The 15,342-nt window shown below is 31.0% G+C and carries 19 protein-coding genes; 13 read left to right on the top strand and 6 right to left on the bottom strand.

The features are described from left to right. The first annotated feature begins 78 nt into the window (after positions 1 to 78). The 10 genes from Ollyesu_RS09370 (at position 79) to Ollyesu_RS09325 (ending at position 7,943) form a co-directional block, all read left to right on the top strand. Positions 79 to 1,992, top strand: a complete 1,914-nt coding sequence (locus Ollyesu_RS09370) for a DUF349 domain-containing protein (protein ID WP_279300964.1) — start codon at positions 79 to 81, stop codon at positions 1,990 to 1,992. An 84-nt stretch (positions 1,993 to 2,076) separates the two neighbouring features. Then, the gene (locus Ollyesu_RS09365; protein ID WP_279300963.1) at positions 2,077 to 2,793 is read left to right on the top strand and encodes a hypothetical protein; all 717 of its coding nucleotides are present in this window, start codon (positions 2,077 to 2,079) and stop codon (positions 2,791 to 2,793) included. Positions 2,794 to 3,057: 264 nt separating this feature from the next. Then, positions 3,058 to 3,303 (top strand): hypothetical protein, encoded by a 246-nt coding sequence (locus tag Ollyesu_RS09360; RefSeq protein WP_279300962.1) that lies wholly within the window; start codon positions 3,058 to 3,060, stop codon positions 3,301 to 3,303. 168 nt (positions 3,304 to 3,471) lie between these two features. Beyond that, entirely contained in the window at positions 3,472 to 3,843 is a 372-nt protein-coding gene (locus tag Ollyesu_RS09355; RefSeq protein WP_279300961.1) for a glyoxalase, read from the top strand. A 175-nt stretch (positions 3,844 to 4,018) separates the two neighbouring features. Then, complete coding sequence (locus Ollyesu_RS09350) at positions 4,019 to 4,759, top strand: DUF6090 family protein (RefSeq protein WP_279300960.1); 741 nt, start codon at positions 4,019 to 4,021, stop codon at positions 4,757 to 4,759. A gap of 81 nt (positions 4,760 to 4,840) precedes the next feature. Continuing rightward, entirely contained in the window at positions 4,841 to 5,284 is a 444-nt protein-coding gene (locus Ollyesu_RS09345; RefSeq protein ID WP_279300959.1) for a hypothetical protein, read from the top strand. A gap of 575 nt (positions 5,285 to 5,859) precedes the next feature. Then, on the top strand, positions 5,860 to 6,282 hold the full coding sequence (locus Ollyesu_RS09340; protein ID WP_279300958.1) for a hypothetical protein: 423 nt from the start codon (positions 5,860 to 5,862) through the stop codon (positions 6,280 to 6,282). Positions 6,283 to 6,294: 12 nt separating this feature from the next. Further along, positions 6,295 to 6,945, top strand: a complete 651-nt coding sequence (locus tag Ollyesu_RS09335) for a hypothetical protein (protein ID WP_279300957.1) — start codon at positions 6,295 to 6,297, stop codon at positions 6,943 to 6,945. 155 nt (positions 6,946 to 7,100) lie between these two features. Next, entirely contained in the window at positions 7,101 to 7,523 is a 423-nt protein-coding gene (locus Ollyesu_RS09330; protein WP_279300956.1) for a hypothetical protein, read from the top strand. Positions 7,524 to 7,574: 51 nt separating this feature from the next. Continuing rightward, on the top strand, positions 7,575 to 7,943 hold the full coding sequence (locus tag Ollyesu_RS09325; RefSeq protein ID WP_279300955.1) for a DUF2200 domain-containing protein: 369 nt from the start codon (positions 7,575 to 7,577) through the stop codon (positions 7,941 to 7,943). Positions 7,944 to 8,530: 587 nt separating this feature from the next. On the opposite strand, the gene mazG is transcribed toward Ollyesu_RS09325, so the two are convergent. From mazG to ruvX, 4 genes are all read right to left on the bottom strand, one after another. After that, positions 8,531 to 9,304, bottom strand: coding sequence for a nucleoside triphosphate pyrophosphohydrolase (mazG, locus tag Ollyesu_RS09320; protein ID WP_279300954.1), 774 nt, complete (start codon positions 9,302 to 9,304; stop codon positions 8,531 to 8,533). A 111-nt stretch (positions 9,305 to 9,415) separates the two neighbouring features. Further along, positions 9,416 to 9,841 carry a DUF5606 domain-containing protein gene (locus Ollyesu_RS09315; protein ID WP_279300953.1) on the bottom strand — a complete coding sequence of 142 codons (426 nt, stop codon included), beginning with the start codon at positions 9,839 to 9,841 and terminating at the stop codon, positions 9,416 to 9,418. A 54-nt stretch (positions 9,842 to 9,895) separates the two neighbouring features. Next, a complete protein-coding gene (gene def / locus Ollyesu_RS09310) occupies positions 9,896 to 10,489 on the bottom strand; it encodes a peptide deformylase (protein WP_279300952.1) in 594 nt (197 codons plus the stop codon). A gap of 8 nt (positions 10,490 to 10,497) precedes the next feature. After that, positions 10,498 to 10,908 carry a Holliday junction resolvase RuvX gene (gene ruvX / locus Ollyesu_RS09305; protein WP_279300951.1) on the bottom strand — a complete coding sequence of 137 codons (411 nt, stop codon included), beginning with the start codon at positions 10,906 to 10,908 and terminating at the stop codon, positions 10,498 to 10,500. Positions 10,909 to 11,010: 102 nt separating this feature from the next. Between ruvX and Ollyesu_RS09300 the strand changes: the two genes are divergently transcribed. Continuing rightward, a complete protein-coding gene (locus Ollyesu_RS09300) occupies positions 11,011 to 11,826 on the top strand; it encodes a 2,3,4,5-tetrahydropyridine-2,6-dicarboxylate N-succinyltransferase (RefSeq protein ID WP_279300950.1) in 816 nt (271 codons plus the stop codon). Positions 11,827 to 11,921: 95 nt separating this feature from the next. On the opposite strand, the gene Ollyesu_RS09295 is transcribed toward Ollyesu_RS09300, so the two are convergent. Continuing rightward, positions 11,922 to 12,575, bottom strand: a complete 654-nt coding sequence (locus Ollyesu_RS09295) for a lipopolysaccharide kinase InaA family protein (RefSeq protein WP_279300949.1) — start codon at positions 12,573 to 12,575, stop codon at positions 11,922 to 11,924. A 212-nt stretch (positions 12,576 to 12,787) separates the two neighbouring features. Between Ollyesu_RS09295 and Ollyesu_RS09290 the strand changes: the two genes are divergently transcribed. After that, the gene (locus Ollyesu_RS09290; RefSeq protein ID WP_279300948.1) at positions 12,788 to 13,879 is read left to right on the top strand and encodes a glycosyltransferase family 9 protein; all 1,092 of its coding nucleotides are present in this window, start codon (positions 12,788 to 12,790) and stop codon (positions 13,877 to 13,879) included. After that, positions 13,876 to 14,448: a class I SAM-dependent methyltransferase gene (locus Ollyesu_RS09285; protein ID WP_279300947.1), complete on the top strand. Its 573-nt coding sequence runs from the start codon at positions 13,876 to 13,878 to the stop codon at positions 14,446 to 14,448. The genes Ollyesu_RS09290 and Ollyesu_RS09285 overlap by 4 nt, the downstream gene beginning before the upstream one ends. On the opposite strand, the gene Ollyesu_RS09280 is transcribed toward Ollyesu_RS09285, so the two are convergent. After that, the gene (locus Ollyesu_RS09280; protein WP_279300946.1) at positions 14,445 to 15,272 is read right to left on the bottom strand and encodes a glycosyltransferase family 2 protein; all 828 of its coding nucleotides are present in this window, start codon (positions 15,270 to 15,272) and stop codon (positions 14,445 to 14,447) included. The genes Ollyesu_RS09285 and Ollyesu_RS09280 overlap by 4 nt on opposite strands. Positions 15,273 to 15,342: the final 70 nt, after the last annotated feature.

Genomic DNA, 15,342 nt, shown 5'->3' with positions numbered 1-15,342 from the left:
AAATATTTGTAGTTTTTCAAGTAGTTACTATCTTTAAAAGCTAAACACACATAAAAACAACCTAAAACATTTACCAAAATGTCAGAGCAAGATAACCTGCAACAAGCAGATGGAACGGAAGAAAAAAACGAAAGCGTACAACCAGAGACACCTCAAGAAGACGTTGCTACACCAGAACAAAGCGACGATCAAGATGATGTGTTAAATGAAATTGACGATTCTAATGCAGAAGATGCAGAAGATGAAGGAAATGCAGAACGACATAACATCGAAGAAGTTGATTACGAATCGTTAAACCTAGAACAACTAGTAATTCAACTAGAACGTTTGGTTAAAAACGAAAAAGTACAAGCCATAAAAAAACCGGTTGAAGCTATAAAAGCAGAGTTTGACAAACAATTTCAGGAGCTTTTAGACGAGAAAAAAGAAGAGTTTTTAAGCAATGGTGGTAACGAGATTGACTTTAGATACCACACACCTTTACAACGCAGTTTTAAAGACACTTATAAAGATTATAGACAACGTCTGACTGCACACTACAAAACTATCGAGCAAAACCACAAGCAAAACTTAACTAAACGATTAGACATTATCGATCAAATAAAAGCATTAACAGTAGATGCTGAAGACTCGATGAATACCAAATACAAAAAATTTAAAGAGCTGCAAGACCAATGGAAAACAGCTGGTCCAATACCAAGAGACAAGTATAACAATGCTTGGAATAGCTACCATTTTAATGTCGAGCGTTTTTACGATTTATTACACCTAGACAGAGATTTACGTGACAAAGATTTTGCACATAATTTAGAGTTAAAAACAAAAATTATAGAGCAAGCAGAAGCGTTAGCCAATGAAGACAATACCAACAGAGCGTTTAGAGAACTTCAAAATTTACATAAAATCTGGAAGGAAGAGCTTGGTCCTGTAGCAAGAGAACATAGAGAACCTATTTGGGATCGCTTTAAAGAAGCTACTAAAAAGATTAATGCTAAGCGTCAAGACTATTTTAAAAACCTAGATACGTTATACGAGCAAAACCTTATTAATAAGCAAGCTATAATTACACTTATTGATGAAAAAACTAACGAAAACATTACCAGTCATAGTGGTTGGCAAAACAAAATAAAAGAGATTGAAGCCCTTCGTGAAGAGTTTTTTAAAGCAGGTAAAGTACCTATTAAAGTTAATGAAGCTACTTGGGCTAAATTTAAAGAAGCTGTTAGACGTTTTAACCGTAAGAAAAACGAGTTTTATAAAAACCTTAAAAAAGACCAATACGTAAACTTAGAAAAAAAGTTAGAACTGGTAAAAATAGCAGAAGCCAATAAGGATAGTGAAGATTTTGAGGCTACCACTGCGTTAATGAAAAAAATACAAAGCGACTGGAAGCGTATTGGACACGTTCCAAGAAAAGACAGCGATAAAATCTGGAAACAGTTTAAAGGCGCTTGTAACCACTATTTTGACCGTATAAAAGCACAACGTCATGCAGCCAGTGCAGAAGAAGATGCTGCATATACCCAAAAAGAAGCGTTGATAAAAGACGTTAAAGCATTACAACTAACAGGCGAAAAAGCTACAGATTTAAAAACCATAAAAGAACACATTAATACCTGGAAAACCATTGGTCGCGTGCCACGTAATAAACGCCAAATAGAAAGCGATTTTAATACTGCATTAGACGATGTGTTTAAAGCGTTGGATTTAAATAAAACGGAAGCCGAGTTAATCAAGTTTGAAAATAAATTAGACCAATTAAGTTCTGGTAATGACACCAAAGCGTTGGATAACGAGCGTTTTTATATCCAGAAAAAAGTAGATGAGATTAAAGGCGAAATCAACCAACTAGAAAACAATTTACAGTTTTTCTCTAATGTCAAGTCAGACAACCCATTAGTTAAAGATGTCCATAAAAATATTACAAAGCATAAAGACGACTTAAAATTATGGACTACAAAATTGAAAAAAATTAAAGGGCTTTACTCTTAAAATAAAACATAAAAAGTTGTCATAACTGGATAAATACACCCAAAAAAATAGATATAAGTTGTTATATAACTAGTTGCCAGTAATATGAAAAAAACGAACATCCTACTAAAATTTTTATTTATCGCTTTGATTTTTACATCTTGTGATACCAAAGTGAATAATATTGAAATTGACGAAATTGCTCATATTGATATATTTGAGAATTACGAAGATAATGTCAAGTTGAGTAAAGATATTGTCAATCAAAATTGGAATGAATTTTTAAAAACAAAAATTAGTGGATTTGACCCAAAAGACACTAAAGATTTGAAATTCTTTTCGAATACAAGACCAGAAGAAAAAAAACTAATAATACAATTCCGATATCCAAAATTTGACAAGCCAAAGAATTTGGAAAAAATCCGTGAAGTAACTGTTGAGAAAATTGAGGAAATAAAAAAACAACAAAGAGAAAACGAAACATTAATTTTGGAATCAACTAAAAAAGTTGAGGAATTAATTGAGATGCTGAACAACGAAAACTATTCTGAATTTTATAAAAATTTGCATTCAAATATAACTAAAGAGTTTACTTACGAACAGTTTTTGAGTTTTTTAAAGCAAATAAAGGAATTAGGATTTGAAAATAAACAACGTGAATATCTTAATAAAGCGTTAGTTAAATTCAATGATTCTTCGAACGAATTAACAGATATAATTGAATATAGATATTGGCAGAAAAATAATCGTGCGAAATATGAATCTTTCAACTTTCAGAATTTTGACGGAAAAATGGAATTAGTCGGATATCGAGTATATTAAAAATACTACTGGCAACACCGTGTATAATTAATTGCTTGATTTTAGACTATTTACGAAAATCCTCGCGGACTTTCTATCTGTGTTTTATTTGCTAACTTAGTGCTTAAACACGCAACGAAATCATACACTAGACCGTTGTGCAACATTTCCAAAACTAAACGCTGAATGAGAAAAATTGTAAATCTTACCAAACCGATAGACGGAATTGTTCGACTTATGATTTATAATGATGAGTTCGGAACTTATCGTTTTGGATATAAAAATTTGGAGGATTGTGGGGCAGAATGGGACGAATGGTATGAATCGGAAAATGACGCAATGGAATCTTGCGAAAAGGAATATGGAACAATAAAATTAAATTGGACTGAAATACCAAATCCTGAACCGAATTGCCAACACGATTGGATAAATCCTGTCAGAATAAAAGGACATCAAAACGGAAATCCTGAATTTGGTAAATTAGAAAAGCTGATAAACGGAAAATGGACGGAGTTTGAGTCGACTAAATAAAAAAACGTTGTACAAAAACGTGTGTAATTTATTGCTTTGGCAAGTGCTTATCTGGAAAATTCCTTCGGAATTTTCTCGCGCTCGTTTTTGTTTACTAAATTAGTTGATTAAACACGCAACTGAACCATACACAAACACGTTGTAAGCAATTTAACTGAAATACTACATATGGAAATAATTGGAAAATCTATCAGACCATTTATTGGATCTAAAAACTTCAATATTTCTCGAAATTTTTATTCGGATTTGGGATTTAATGAAATAATTACTTCCGAAAACATGTCTTATTTTCATATTCAAAAGTTCGGATTCTATTTACAAGATGCTTATGTCAAAGATTGGGTTGATAACTCAATGATTTTCTACGAAGTGGAAAATTTAGAAACGTCATTGGAAAGAATAAAGAATTTGAATTTAACCGAAAAATATGATAATGTAAAATTATCTGAAATAGTCTATAACGAATGGGGAAATGAATTTTTTCTTCATGATCCATCTGGAATTTTATGGCATATTGGAAAATTTAAAACGAAGAAGTGATTAAATAAAACTGCTCACAACAACGTGTATAATTAATTGGCTTGCTTCTAGCCTACTTACTAATATTCCTGCGGAATTCTCTCTGGTTCGTTTCAATTTTATTAAATTAGTTTTTTAACTACGTAACAAACCATACATAAAGTTGGCCCTAATTTGAATAACAATTAATTTTAATATGAAAGAAAAGGAAAACAAATCTAGATTTTTTAGTTATTTAAAGTATGCTGTTGGAGAAATACTTTTAGTTGTTATCGGAATCATACTCGCCTTAGGAATAGGCAAATACAACGAAAAAATAAAAACTGCTAAAAAAACGCAAGTTTATCTAAATGGGCTGAAATTAGAATTTGAAAATAACTTGCAAATATTGGACTTCACAATTTCTAAGAATCGAGATAACATAAATTCCGCTAAGAAAATTGCTGAGATAATTGCGAAGCAACAACCTTACAACAATGAAAAAGAACTCGCGATGTTAATTGGAAGTTCATTAGGTTACTCACCAGTATTCAAATCCGAAAATTCAATTCTTATAGAAATGTTGAATTCAGGTGCACTTAATGACATATCAAATTTGGAGCTGAGAAAAAGACTAGCCTCTTGGTCACGAAAAATTGATAATTTAAGATTTCAAGAAGAATTACTTCACAAAAATCAGCGAGAAGCTTTCAATATAATACGTAAGTATGGTTCACTTAGAAGTATATTTAATGAAATTGGTGTCACCGAAAATTTGATTGGAATAAGTAAAAGTAAACCAGATACTAATAATTTAGAAGTTCTTCAGAAAAGTCAATTTGACAATGAAATATTATTGTTTATAACAACTAGTAAAGTGTTAGAGTCGTCGCAATATGAACCACTAAAAAAAGAAATAGAAGCAATTATAAAATTGGTTAAAACAGAAATTAATTAACCTAGTCTCAAAGCAGAAAATGACTCGCGTCTTTTTCCGTAACCTATCACACACAAACCAATAGTAGCAAGCGAAACCAAAATGAACGAGAAAATGATTGATATAATGAAATTGGCTCGTGTAGAGCTTATCATAATACCAATCTTTATATTTTTAAAGCTTATTAGACCAAGTGTCTTAGATAGTGAATCACCTGAATTTTTCAAGATAGCGTTACTGTCATTCCCGAATTTTTTTGAGGCGATAATTGGAACTTTAACTTTAACTGGTTTAGGATTAATAGTAAATGATAAATTAAATAGAAGGTATCAAATTAGAACCAGATCAATTTATATTCTCGCTGTTATTTTAGCAGGTATTTATGTCTTAACTCAAGAATTAAAAATTCATAATTTAGGAGGAAATAATGTGTTTGATATTAATGATTTGATTTTTTCCTTTGTTGGGCTGATAATTGGTTATTGGATTGTTTTAAAAATAAAACCAAATATAATTGATTCAGAAAATAATTCTACAATAGAATAAACCGTAAGTTACTAACTACACAAATAATTTAATGCTAATATAACCTACTTATAAAAGTTCTAACAGACTTTATATGCGTCATTTATTTGCTAACTTTAATGCTTAAACACGCAACTATATTATACAAATACGTTGCCTACAATTGAAAAAAATAAGAACGCTAAATGAAATTATCTTTTAAAATTATAATCGTAATTGTTCATTTATGGTTTTTAGTTTGCTCATATCTAATGTTAACAGAAAGCAACAGTACTAATTATATTGGAAATACAGAGTCTGCAAAAACAGAACTTTATGAAATTTTATTTTACATATCAATATTCATTTTATTAGTATTTTATACGTACCGCACTAGTAAACATGTATTTAAACAATCTGAATGAATTCTTACTCAAAAGTAGAATTGCATTAAGCTTTCGGGATTGAAAATCTAAACAAAAAAATAAGCAGAGTTTTTGTTGAGTTATTTCTCAAGATTTTTATTGATCTCACAATTCTAATTAATAGAAAACTATAATTTCTGGTATACATCAAATTTTAATTATCTTTATTGAAACGTAAATAATGTTTCTAATATGAGTTTAAAAACTAAACCACCAACTTCTTTTTATGTAGTAGCAATTTTCGCTCTTGTGTGGAATATTCTTGAATTATATTTTAGTTCATTCGAATTGGATTTTCTTGAAAAAAATTCAACTATAGAGGAGTTTCAATCCATTCAGTCAATACCAATATGGTACGCAGTTGTATTTCTTGCTGCGATATTCTCTGAATTTTTAGGCAGTTTAATGCTTCTTATGAGAAAAAAAATTGCAACTTTATTTTTTGCAATTTCATTAATTACTTTACTTTTAATAGAATTATATTGGCTATTTTATTTTGATATTAAGAATGTTTCGATTGTTATTTCAATCGTTATACCAATTGTCGTTATTACAATAGCAGGACTACTTTATCTCTACAGTAAAAAAGCCACTAAAAAGGGTTGGCTTAGTTAATTAAAACAATTTATGAGACAAATTATAATCTTGTTAATGTCTATTTTTTTATTTGGATGTAGTAATGAAAAGGAAGACATCATTAATACGTTTAATGAGTTTAATACAGCTAATATTGAATTAGATGGAGAAAAGATTTATAATTTAAGCGATATCAAATCTCGTAATTATTATAAAAATTTCCTTTCTAAAATATTAAAATTAGACTCAGTTGGTATAACCCAATTACAGTTATCCGAGAAAATTAATTTGTTATCAACAAGAGCAATAATCGAGGATTCTGTGTTAAAAACACTAAGTCCAAAGGATTTAATGATTAAAATATTTACAGAAATAAGTACAATGGATACAGAACAAATACGTGCCATTAAAACAACAGGAATTACTAACATCAAAATAAATAACCAAAACGCTACTGGCGATTTCACAATAGACGGAAAGACCTTGTCACCAAATGTTACTCTTAAATTTGTGAAAGACAATGGTGATTGGAAATTTAATGTTCTATCTATGTCAGATTATACAGAAAGACAACTTAATGCCATCTGCCAGCAAAATGGATTTAAACATATAGATTTAATAGAATGGCTTTTTGAAGCCACAAATTTCGAAAATAAGAAAATTAAGGAATTAGAAGATATTTGGCATCCTGTAGTCAAATAACTATATTAAATAATAGCAATGTATGATTGCTTTTTTAAGACTAATAAAAATCCCTAATGGTTTTTATTCGTCATATTTTAACTAAATTAGTCACTTAACCATTAAAAAAATCATACATAAATCGTAAAGTAATGATTAACTAAAAATATACTTTTATGAAATTAAAAACTTTTTTTAGTAGTTTACTAATCTTAACTCTCATAAGTTGTGGAAATGATGATAATGATGATAACAATTCAAATAACCCTTGTAACTTAAATCCTTTTCCAGGAATTGACGGAGTAACTCAATCGGGTTTTCAGATTCTGACTTTTAATGAACCTGATGAAAAAGGATATTTAATATCTACAACTATTACCAATGAAAATCTTGTATCAGTTTCAGGAAAACCAAGTTTCGTGTTTAGAGAAAATGGAGAAATAATAACCTATTCGACTTCTAATACTACTTCTTCGACTTCTTGTTTGAATATTGATCCTGAATCAACTTGTGACTTCGAATTCAGAGTATATTTAAGTGAAAATGATAATGTTGATAGCAATATCGAACTCCTTTGTTTTTATTACTTTAATGAGTAAGATTAGTAGATTATAAACAAAAACTGAACTGAATTTATAACACTAAAACCCATGAAAGATACTAGTCATCATGATGAAAGAATTGCGAAAATGAGCTTTGCCTCTGTCTATCCACACTATGTTACTAGGCTTGAGCGCAATGGACGAACTGTGGAAGAATTACACCAAGTTATAGAATGGTTAACAGGTTATAACGATAAGCAGATTAAGGACATTTTAGAAAATAAAGTCAACTTTGAAACGTTTTTTAAAAATGCAACACTTAATCCAAATGCCGATTTAATTAAAGGAGTTATTTGTGGCTATCGTATAGAGGATATTACCAACAAAACAACGCGAGAGTGTAGGTATCTTGATAAACTGGTTGATGAGTTGGCTAAAGGACGTAAAATGGATAAAATACTACGTCAACCTAAATAGTTTTAAAACCTAGACCTTATAAAAAACCAAATCCTACTTCTTGAAGGAAGTAGGATTGTGGCTCCTAACTAAACTAACCAATTATTTCTCTTCGCTTACAAGAAATAATTATTTTTAATGACATCAAGTTTGATGTTTTGCTATTAATCAACTATATCTAAGAAAAGATTATGTCATTTGTTGTATATACGACACAATTATAGTTTTGGATGTCGACAATTGTAAAAAAGTTTATTTTTTTTGAAATTATAATAAAAACATGTCAAAAAATGGTGCTTTTATTGTGAAGAATTTTATGCATATCATTCGCTTCTGCCAGTTCGAATGTTTTATGAGGTACGAGAAAAATGTATTGAGAACCCTTTAGATACATCATGAGATTCCTTCCTTCGCAGGAATGACAGCTACTGTTTTTTCGCTTCCTCCCAAAAAACTTGAGTATTTGAAAATCACCAGATTTTCCAATTACTGTTTTTTCGCTTCCTCCCAAAAAACTTGAGTATTTGAAAATCACCAGATTTTCCAATTACTGTTTTTTCGCTTCCTCCCAAAAAACTTGAGTATTTGAAAATCACCAGATTTTCCAATTACTGTTTTTTCGCTTCCTCCCAAAAAACATCCATTTCAGCAAGTGTCATGTCTTTTAAGTCTTTATTTAAAGTTTTTGCTTTACTTTCTAAGTATTTAAAACGTTTAGAGAATTTTTTATTGGTACGTTCTAAAGCGTTTTCTGGGTTTATTTTTAAGAAACGTGCGTAATTAACCATAGAGAACAACACATCGCCAAACTCGCTTTCCATTGCGTTTTTATCGCCTTTTTGGACTTCAACTTTAAACTCGTTTAGCTCCTCTTCTACTTTTTCCCACACTTGTTCTGGTTGTTCCCAATCAAAACCCACTCCTGCTACTTTATCTTGTATTCTATTTGCTTTTACTAAGGCTGGTAAACTTTTAGGGACTCCTTGCAGCACACTAGTTTTACCTTCTTTTAACTTTAAGTTTTCCCAATTACGTTTGACATCGTCTTCATTTTGTACTGTCACGTCTCCATAAATGTGTGGATGTCTATGGATGAGCTTATCGCAAATATCATTACAAACATCTGCAATATCAAAATGGTTGGTTTCGCTACCAATTTTAGCATAAAACACTAGATGCAGCATCAGGTCTCCAATTTCTTTTTTGACTTCTTCTAAATCGTTATCCAAAATAGCATCACCCAACTCGTAGGTTTCTTCAATAGTTAAATGACGTAAGCTTTCCATGGTTTGCTTTTTATCCCAAGGACACTGCTGGCGCAACTCATCCATTATAGTTAATAAACGGTCAAATGCTTTTAATTGGTCTGCTCTAGAATTCATATGTAAAAAAAGATTTTTGTAAAAGTACGCTGATTTGTTTCATCTTAAAAAACGAAAACAAAAAAATCCAGCAATTGCTGGATTTTTAGATAATTATAATATGAAAATTATTTATTCTTCTTCGTTAGACGCTTCTTCTTTAGCATCGTCTTCAAATTGCAACATATCATTTTTTTGAAGCATATTGTACCATTGTACTACTTTTTTAATATCACTTGCATAGACACGGTCTTCATCGTAATCTGGTAAGACGTCAAAAAAGTATTCTTCTAATTTATCTTTAGAATCTTTATGACTTATACTAGTTGGTGCACCATTTTCTTTAGCTTTAATTTTATTAAACACCTCTTTTAATGGTACTTCTTCGGTCAACGTATAAATAGCAATCTCACTTAAAATACTCACGTTTTGTTGTATACCAACAGCTAAACGACGGTTGTCAATTAAAGATTCGGCTATAAAACCACCTCTAGTTTGAGTTACTAATTTATATAATCCTGGTTTTCCAGCAATTGCTAATACTTTATCTAAAGCCATAATTTAATTTTAAAGTGGGCAAATATCTTATGTTAGTTTGGGTTTTCCAAACGTTTAACGTTTCTTTTTCATTAACGGAAATTTCATACGATAATCCACATTAATTTTTCCTTTAGAGATATTGGTTAGTTTTCCTTTTATCAATCTCTTTTTTAAAGCTGATAAATGATCTGTAAACAACACACCTTCAATATGATCATACTCATGTTGAAAGACTCTAGCAGCTAAACCATCTAATTCTATAGTATGTTTTTTAAAGTCTTCATCTAAATATTCAACTTTAATATTGGGTTGTCTAAACACGTCTTCTCTAACATCTGGAATACTTAAACAACCTTCGTTAAAAGCCCACTCGTCTCCAGATTCTTCAATAATTACTGGATTGATAAAGGTATGTTTGAAGGTTTTTAAAAAAGTAATTTCTTCCTTGCCTAGCACCTCTTCATCCTCTGCAAAAGGTGAGGCATCTACAATAAACAAGCGGATAGGCAAACCTATTTGAGGCGCAGCTAAACCCACTCCAGACGCAGCATACATGGTCTCGTACATGTTAGCAATTAACTCTTTTAAGTTTGGATAATCTTTAGTTATTTCTGTCCCTTTTTTCTTTAAAACGGGATCGCCATAAGCGACAACTGGTAATATCATATTATTTACTATTGATTATAAAGATAGCTCTGTAAAATGATGGTTGCACTAACCTCATCCAAAAGCGCTTTATTTTGTCTTTGTTTTTTCTTTAATCCACTATCTATTAAAGTTTGTGTTGCCATTTTAGAGGTAAAACGCTCGTCCACTCGTTTTACAGGTACGTTTGGAAAAAACATCTGTAGTTGACTTAAAAATGGTTTGATTAACACTTCACTTTCGCTAGGTGTGTTATCCATTTGTTTTGGTTCTCCCACTAAAAATAACTCAACGTCCTCTTTACTTAGATAGTCTTTTAAAAATGTAATTAGCTCTTTGGTTTTAACTGTGGTTAAGCCAGACGCAATGATTTGCAGCTCGTCTGTTACTGCTAATCCTGTTCTTACTTTTCCGTAATCTATTGCTAAAATGCGAGCCATATTAAATTTTCTGCAAATTTATAGTTTTATAACCTTAACACCTTAAATATTGTGCCATATTTTAATTTTTACGAATTATATTTGTCCTAAATTAATATTGATATGACAGAATTACAACAAACTATAGAAAACGCTTGGGAAAACCGAGAGCTATTAACTAATACAAAAACTATTGAAGCTATTAGAGAAGTGGTTAATCTATTAGATTCAGGTAAATTGCGTGTTGCAGAACCTACAACTTCAGGTTGGCAAGTTAACGAGTGGGTTAAAAAAGCAGTAGTGTTGTACTTCCCTATCCAAAAAATGGAAACTTTAGAAGCTGGTATTTTTGAGTATCACGATAAAATCCCTTTAAAAAGAGGTTATGAGTCTAAAGGAATTAGAGTTGTGCCAAACGCAGTTGCTCGTCATGGTGCTTACATATCTGCTGGCACCATTTTAATGCCTAGTTATGTCAATATTGGTGCTTATGTGGATGAAGGAACCATGGTAGATACTTGGGCTACCGTAGGTAGTTGTGCACAAATTGGTAAAAATGTACACTTATCTGGTGGTGTTGGTATTGGTGGTGTTTTAGAACCCTTACAAGCGTCTCCTGTAATTATTGAAGATGGTGCTTTTATAGGCTCACGTTGTATAGTTGTTGAAGGTGTTCATGTTGAAAAAGAAGCGGTTTTAGGTGCTAACGTGGTGTTAACTATGAGCACAAAAATTATAGATGTAACTGGTCCTGAACCAATAGAAATGAAAGGTCGCGTACCTGCAAGATCTGTAGTCATACCAGGAAGTTACACGAAACAATTTGCTGCAGGAGAATATCAAGTCCCTTGTGCCTTAATTATTGGAAAACGTAAAGAAAGTACTAATAAGAAGACGTCTTTAAATGATGCGTTACGTGAGTATGATGTGGCAGTATAAATAAGTTGGTAGTAATCAGTCTTCAGTTAGCAGTATTTAATCTTGACTGAAGACTGCATACTATATTCTACTTACTTTTTACTTTAAACTTCTTTCTACTTACTAAATCGCATCTTTCGTCCGCTACGTCTTAACTTTTTACTATTAATTTTTAATTGAAATGCTCTGCTATGCTTCAACATTAAGTCATGAGTTTCTTTATAAGACTTATTATATAGTTTTGCGTAAGCTTCAGCAATGACTTTAATCATAGTTTTGGATAACCATAAGCGTCTAAAGTTATGCATGCGTTTGTCAAAGGTCATTGTTTCAAAACGCATGCGGTTTAAATCTATTAAATAAAATTTATAATCTGAATCGTCTTTAGTAATTAATGTATTTCCTGGAGAATGGTCTAAAAAATTTATGTTGTTTTCATGTAATTTAAACGTGAACGCAGCAAATTGTTTTAATATGATATTGCGTTCTGGAAATTGTGGTTTGTGAATTAACTCTCTAAACTCAAAATCATAATCGATATGCTGACTAATATAATAGCTAGTTTTTAATCCAAAAGCAGTCGTGTTTTCTATGTAAGCAATTGGAAAAGGCGTTGAAATTCCACAATCTATCAACCTACTAGCATACTGAAAAGAACGCTTAGCTTTACTTGGTCGTATGCATTTATAAACCAAACTATTGAACGCATTTGGGACTTTAAACGATTTTACATTAAGTTTTAAACCGTCAATCTCAAAAGATTTAATCACGTTACGCTGTCCAACAGTTACTGCCTCTCCAGAGGTTTCAAACGTTGAAATTATATTTAAAAGTTGTTCTTTTAGATGCTGATATTTTGGATGACAGTATATAATAATTTTAATTTTAGTGATTGTTCAAAGATATATTAAACTAAATTTTAATAAAAGCCGATAAAATTATATTTTGCGGTATAGTCCTTAAAAGCAATAAATATTTTAATATGCTTCCTGTAATTGCAGGAATTACGATGAAAAAAATTCTTGTTATACAAAATAAACGAATTGGAGATGTGCTTATAGCTTCTGTTATAGCACAAAACATGAAAACCGTTTATCCTGACAGCCAAATAGATTTTTTAGTCTATGACTATACGGTTGGTGTCATTGAGAATAATCCGAATATCGATAATATTATTGCAATAAACGAGAAAGAATTAAAACAAATCTTAAATTTAAAACAGCTAATTAGTCGTGTAAAAAAGACTAATTATGACATTATTTTTGATCCGTATTCCAAGCTTCAAAGTCGTATTATTTGTTATTTTTCTGGTGCACAAATGCGTATTGGGTTTCAAAAACGTGGCAAAAATCCCTGGTTTAAATTTTACACACACACCGTTCCGTTTTTAGAAGAAAAAACCCATTATTGTGGGAAAGCAATCGAGGACAGAGTCCATATGTTTAACACCTTTTTTCCGTTACCACAAGACCAAATAGATTATCATCCACGTATTGTTTTAACCGAAAAAGAACAACAATACAATAGACTAGATAAGTACGATAAACCTGCCATTATGCTAGGTATTTTAGGTAGTACTCCACAAAAATCAATGCCATACGATTATATTGTGAAGTTAATAGACCATATTACCTCAACCTTTGATGTAAATGTGCTGTTTAATTATGCACCACATCAAAAAGAAGATGCATTGCATATTTATGAGCAGTGTCAAAATAAAGACAACATTATTATTGATATTTATGAAGATAGTATTAGAGGATTTATCACGCTAATGAATAAGTGCAAATTACTAGTAGGTAATGAAGGTGGTATAGTACATATTGCTAAAGCATTAGGTAAACCAACGTTTACCATATTTTCACCTTATGTTTTAAAAGAACATTGGGCAAGTTTTGAAGATGGAAAAACACACACATCAATTCATTTACTAGAAGAAAAACCGGATTTATTTTCAACAGATAGAGAAGAGCGTCGTAAAATTGAAGAAGATCCAAGCTATATGTATAAGCAATTGACGCCAGAGATGATTATCCCTAAATTAGATGCTTTTTTAAATACCCATTTATTATGAATATTATAAATAGATTTCATAATTGGCGCAGAAAGCAACGTTGGAACAAGCAATACAAAAACGGACGTTGGGAGAGCTTAAAAAAACCTATTGAAGCTGAAAGGTATCTTACTATTATTAAGTTTATGACATCTTATGGAACAGAAACACCTACAATTCTTGATTTAGGTTGTGGTGAAGGTGTTTTAAATAACTATTTAGAAAGAGAGCATTTTAATTCTTTTTTAGGAGTAGATTTTTCTAAAGTATCTATTGCCAAAGCACAATCAAAACATTATCCTAAAACCGACTTTATAGTTGCTGACCTTCATACATTTATTCCACCAAAAAAAGTTGATATTATTATCTTAAATGAAGCATTTTATTATGTTCAAGAATCGGAAAAAAGAAAAGTTTTAGATAGACTATTAGCAAAACTTAAGAATAACGGGATATTAATAGTATCGATCTTTAGAGAAGGACATGGTTGTTGGGAATATTTTGAAAACCTTGAAAAAATCGATTTTACAACAATTAAAACCAATGAAAAAATGAGGTATTGGAAGATTGGTGTTTATAAAAAGTCTTAATCCTTTAACTTCTCAATACCATATGGTGTTTTAACCACCTTGTTGTCTTTTACGTTTTTTCTAATGGCTAAATTACGATCTAAAGATTCCTTTGTTTTATAACCTCTGGGATGATCTAAATGAAGTACAATAGCTTTATGTCTAATTTGTTTAGACTTGATGCCATAATTAAACAAACGCTCACCTAACTCGCGATCTGGTCCACCATACTGCATACGCTCATCATAACCATTTATAGCGATTAAATCGTCTTTCCAAGCACTAGAATTACAGTTATTAAACGTAGCTCCTGTTGGTGTCACAGTATCTAGTACATCAGCTAAAATACCACTTACATTTATTTTTAAAGCATTTTTAAAACTAACACTACCATTCTTTTTTAACCAATCGGTATTAAAGCAATTTTCGTTTTCGATATCTTTTAATGAAATGACTTCGCTAGTTGGCATATCTAGTTTTAAATACCCACCAGATAGAAAGTAGCCTTTCTCAGCATATTTAGCATGTGTAGATACAAAGTCTTTTCGTGCTATACAGTCACCATCTGTCATTAAAATATAGTCGTGTTCTGTTTGTACAATACACTTATTTAACAACTCCTGTCGTCTGTACCCTTTATCCTCATGCCATATATGACGCAAGTTTACAGGATAATCTTCACGAAAACTATCAATTAAGTCTTTGGTTGTTTCACGCGACCCATCATCTGCAACAATCACTTCAAAATTTTCATAATCTTGATGCTTGTAGCTTTCTAAAACTTTGGCAAGCCATGCTTCAGAATTGTAAGTACTAATGATAACAGTAATAGGTAAACCACTCATTTAATTGATATTTTATTGGCTACAAAGATAAGACTATTTCAGGTATTGATACACTTAGATTTTTTTAAGC

It is taken from the genome of Olleya sp. YS (assembly GCF_029760915.1).
Classification (GTDB): domain Bacteria; phylum Bacteroidota; class Bacteroidia; order Flavobacteriales; family Flavobacteriaceae; genus Olleya.
Note: the sequence above shows the minus strand (reverse complement) of the source record. Positions and strands in the feature narration are given on the sequence as shown.

Bases quoted from the DNA above. Each gene is read 5' to 3' on its own strand.
- Ollyesu_RS09340 (WP_279300958.1), top strand. From the start codon at position 5,860: ATGAGTTTAAAAACTAAACCACCAACTTCTTTTTATGTAGTAGCAATT.
- Ollyesu_RS09345 (WP_279300959.1), top strand. From the start codon at position 4,841: ATGAACGAGAAAATGATTGATATAATGAAATTGGCTCGTGTAGAGCTT.
- def (WP_279300952.1), bottom strand. From the start codon at position 10,489: ATGATATTACCAGTTGTCGCTTATGGCGATCCCGTTTTAAAGAAAAAA.
- Ollyesu_RS09280 (WP_279300946.1), bottom strand. From the start codon at position 15,272: ATGAGTGGTTTACCTATTACTGTTATCATTAGTACTTACAATTCTGAA.
- Ollyesu_RS09315 (WP_279300953.1), bottom strand. From the start codon at position 9,841: ATGGCTTTAGATAAAGTATTAGCAATTGCTGGAAAACCAGGATTATAT.
- Ollyesu_RS09330 (WP_279300956.1), top strand. From the start codon at position 7,101: ATGAAATTAAAAACTTTTTTTAGTAGTTTACTAATCTTAACTCTCATA.
- Ollyesu_RS09300 (WP_279300950.1), top strand. From the start codon at position 11,011: ATGACAGAATTACAACAAACTATAGAAAACGCTTGGGAAAACCGAGAG.
- Ollyesu_RS09355 (WP_279300961.1), top strand. From the start codon at position 3,472: ATGGAAATAATTGGAAAATCTATCAGACCATTTATTGGATCTAAAAAC.
- Ollyesu_RS09365 (WP_279300963.1), top strand. From the start codon at position 2,077: ATGAAAAAAACGAACATCCTACTAAAATTTTTATTTATCGCTTTGATT.
- ruvX (WP_279300951.1), bottom strand. From the start codon at position 10,908: ATGGCTCGCATTTTAGCAATAGATTACGGAAAAGTAAGAACAGGATTA.
- Ollyesu_RS09290 (WP_279300948.1), top strand. From the start codon at position 12,788: ATGCTTCCTGTAATTGCAGGAATTACGATGAAAAAAATTCTTGTTATA.
- mazG (WP_279300954.1), bottom strand. From the start codon at position 9,304: ATGAATTCTAGAGCAGACCAATTAAAAGCATTTGACCGTTTATTAACT.
- Ollyesu_RS09370 (WP_279300964.1), top strand. From the start codon at position 79: ATGTCAGAGCAAGATAACCTGCAACAAGCAGATGGAACGGAAGAAAAA.
- Ollyesu_RS09325 (WP_279300955.1), top strand. From the start codon at position 7,575: ATGAAAGATACTAGTCATCATGATGAAAGAATTGCGAAAATGAGCTTT.
- Ollyesu_RS09285 (WP_279300947.1), top strand. From the start codon at position 13,876: ATGAATATTATAAATAGATTTCATAATTGGCGCAGAAAGCAACGTTGG.
- Ollyesu_RS09350 (WP_279300960.1), top strand. From the start codon at position 4,019: ATGAAAGAAAAGGAAAACAAATCTAGATTTTTTAGTTATTTAAAGTAT.
- Ollyesu_RS09335 (WP_279300957.1), top strand. From the start codon at position 6,295: ATGAGACAAATTATAATCTTGTTAATGTCTATTTTTTTATTTGGATGT.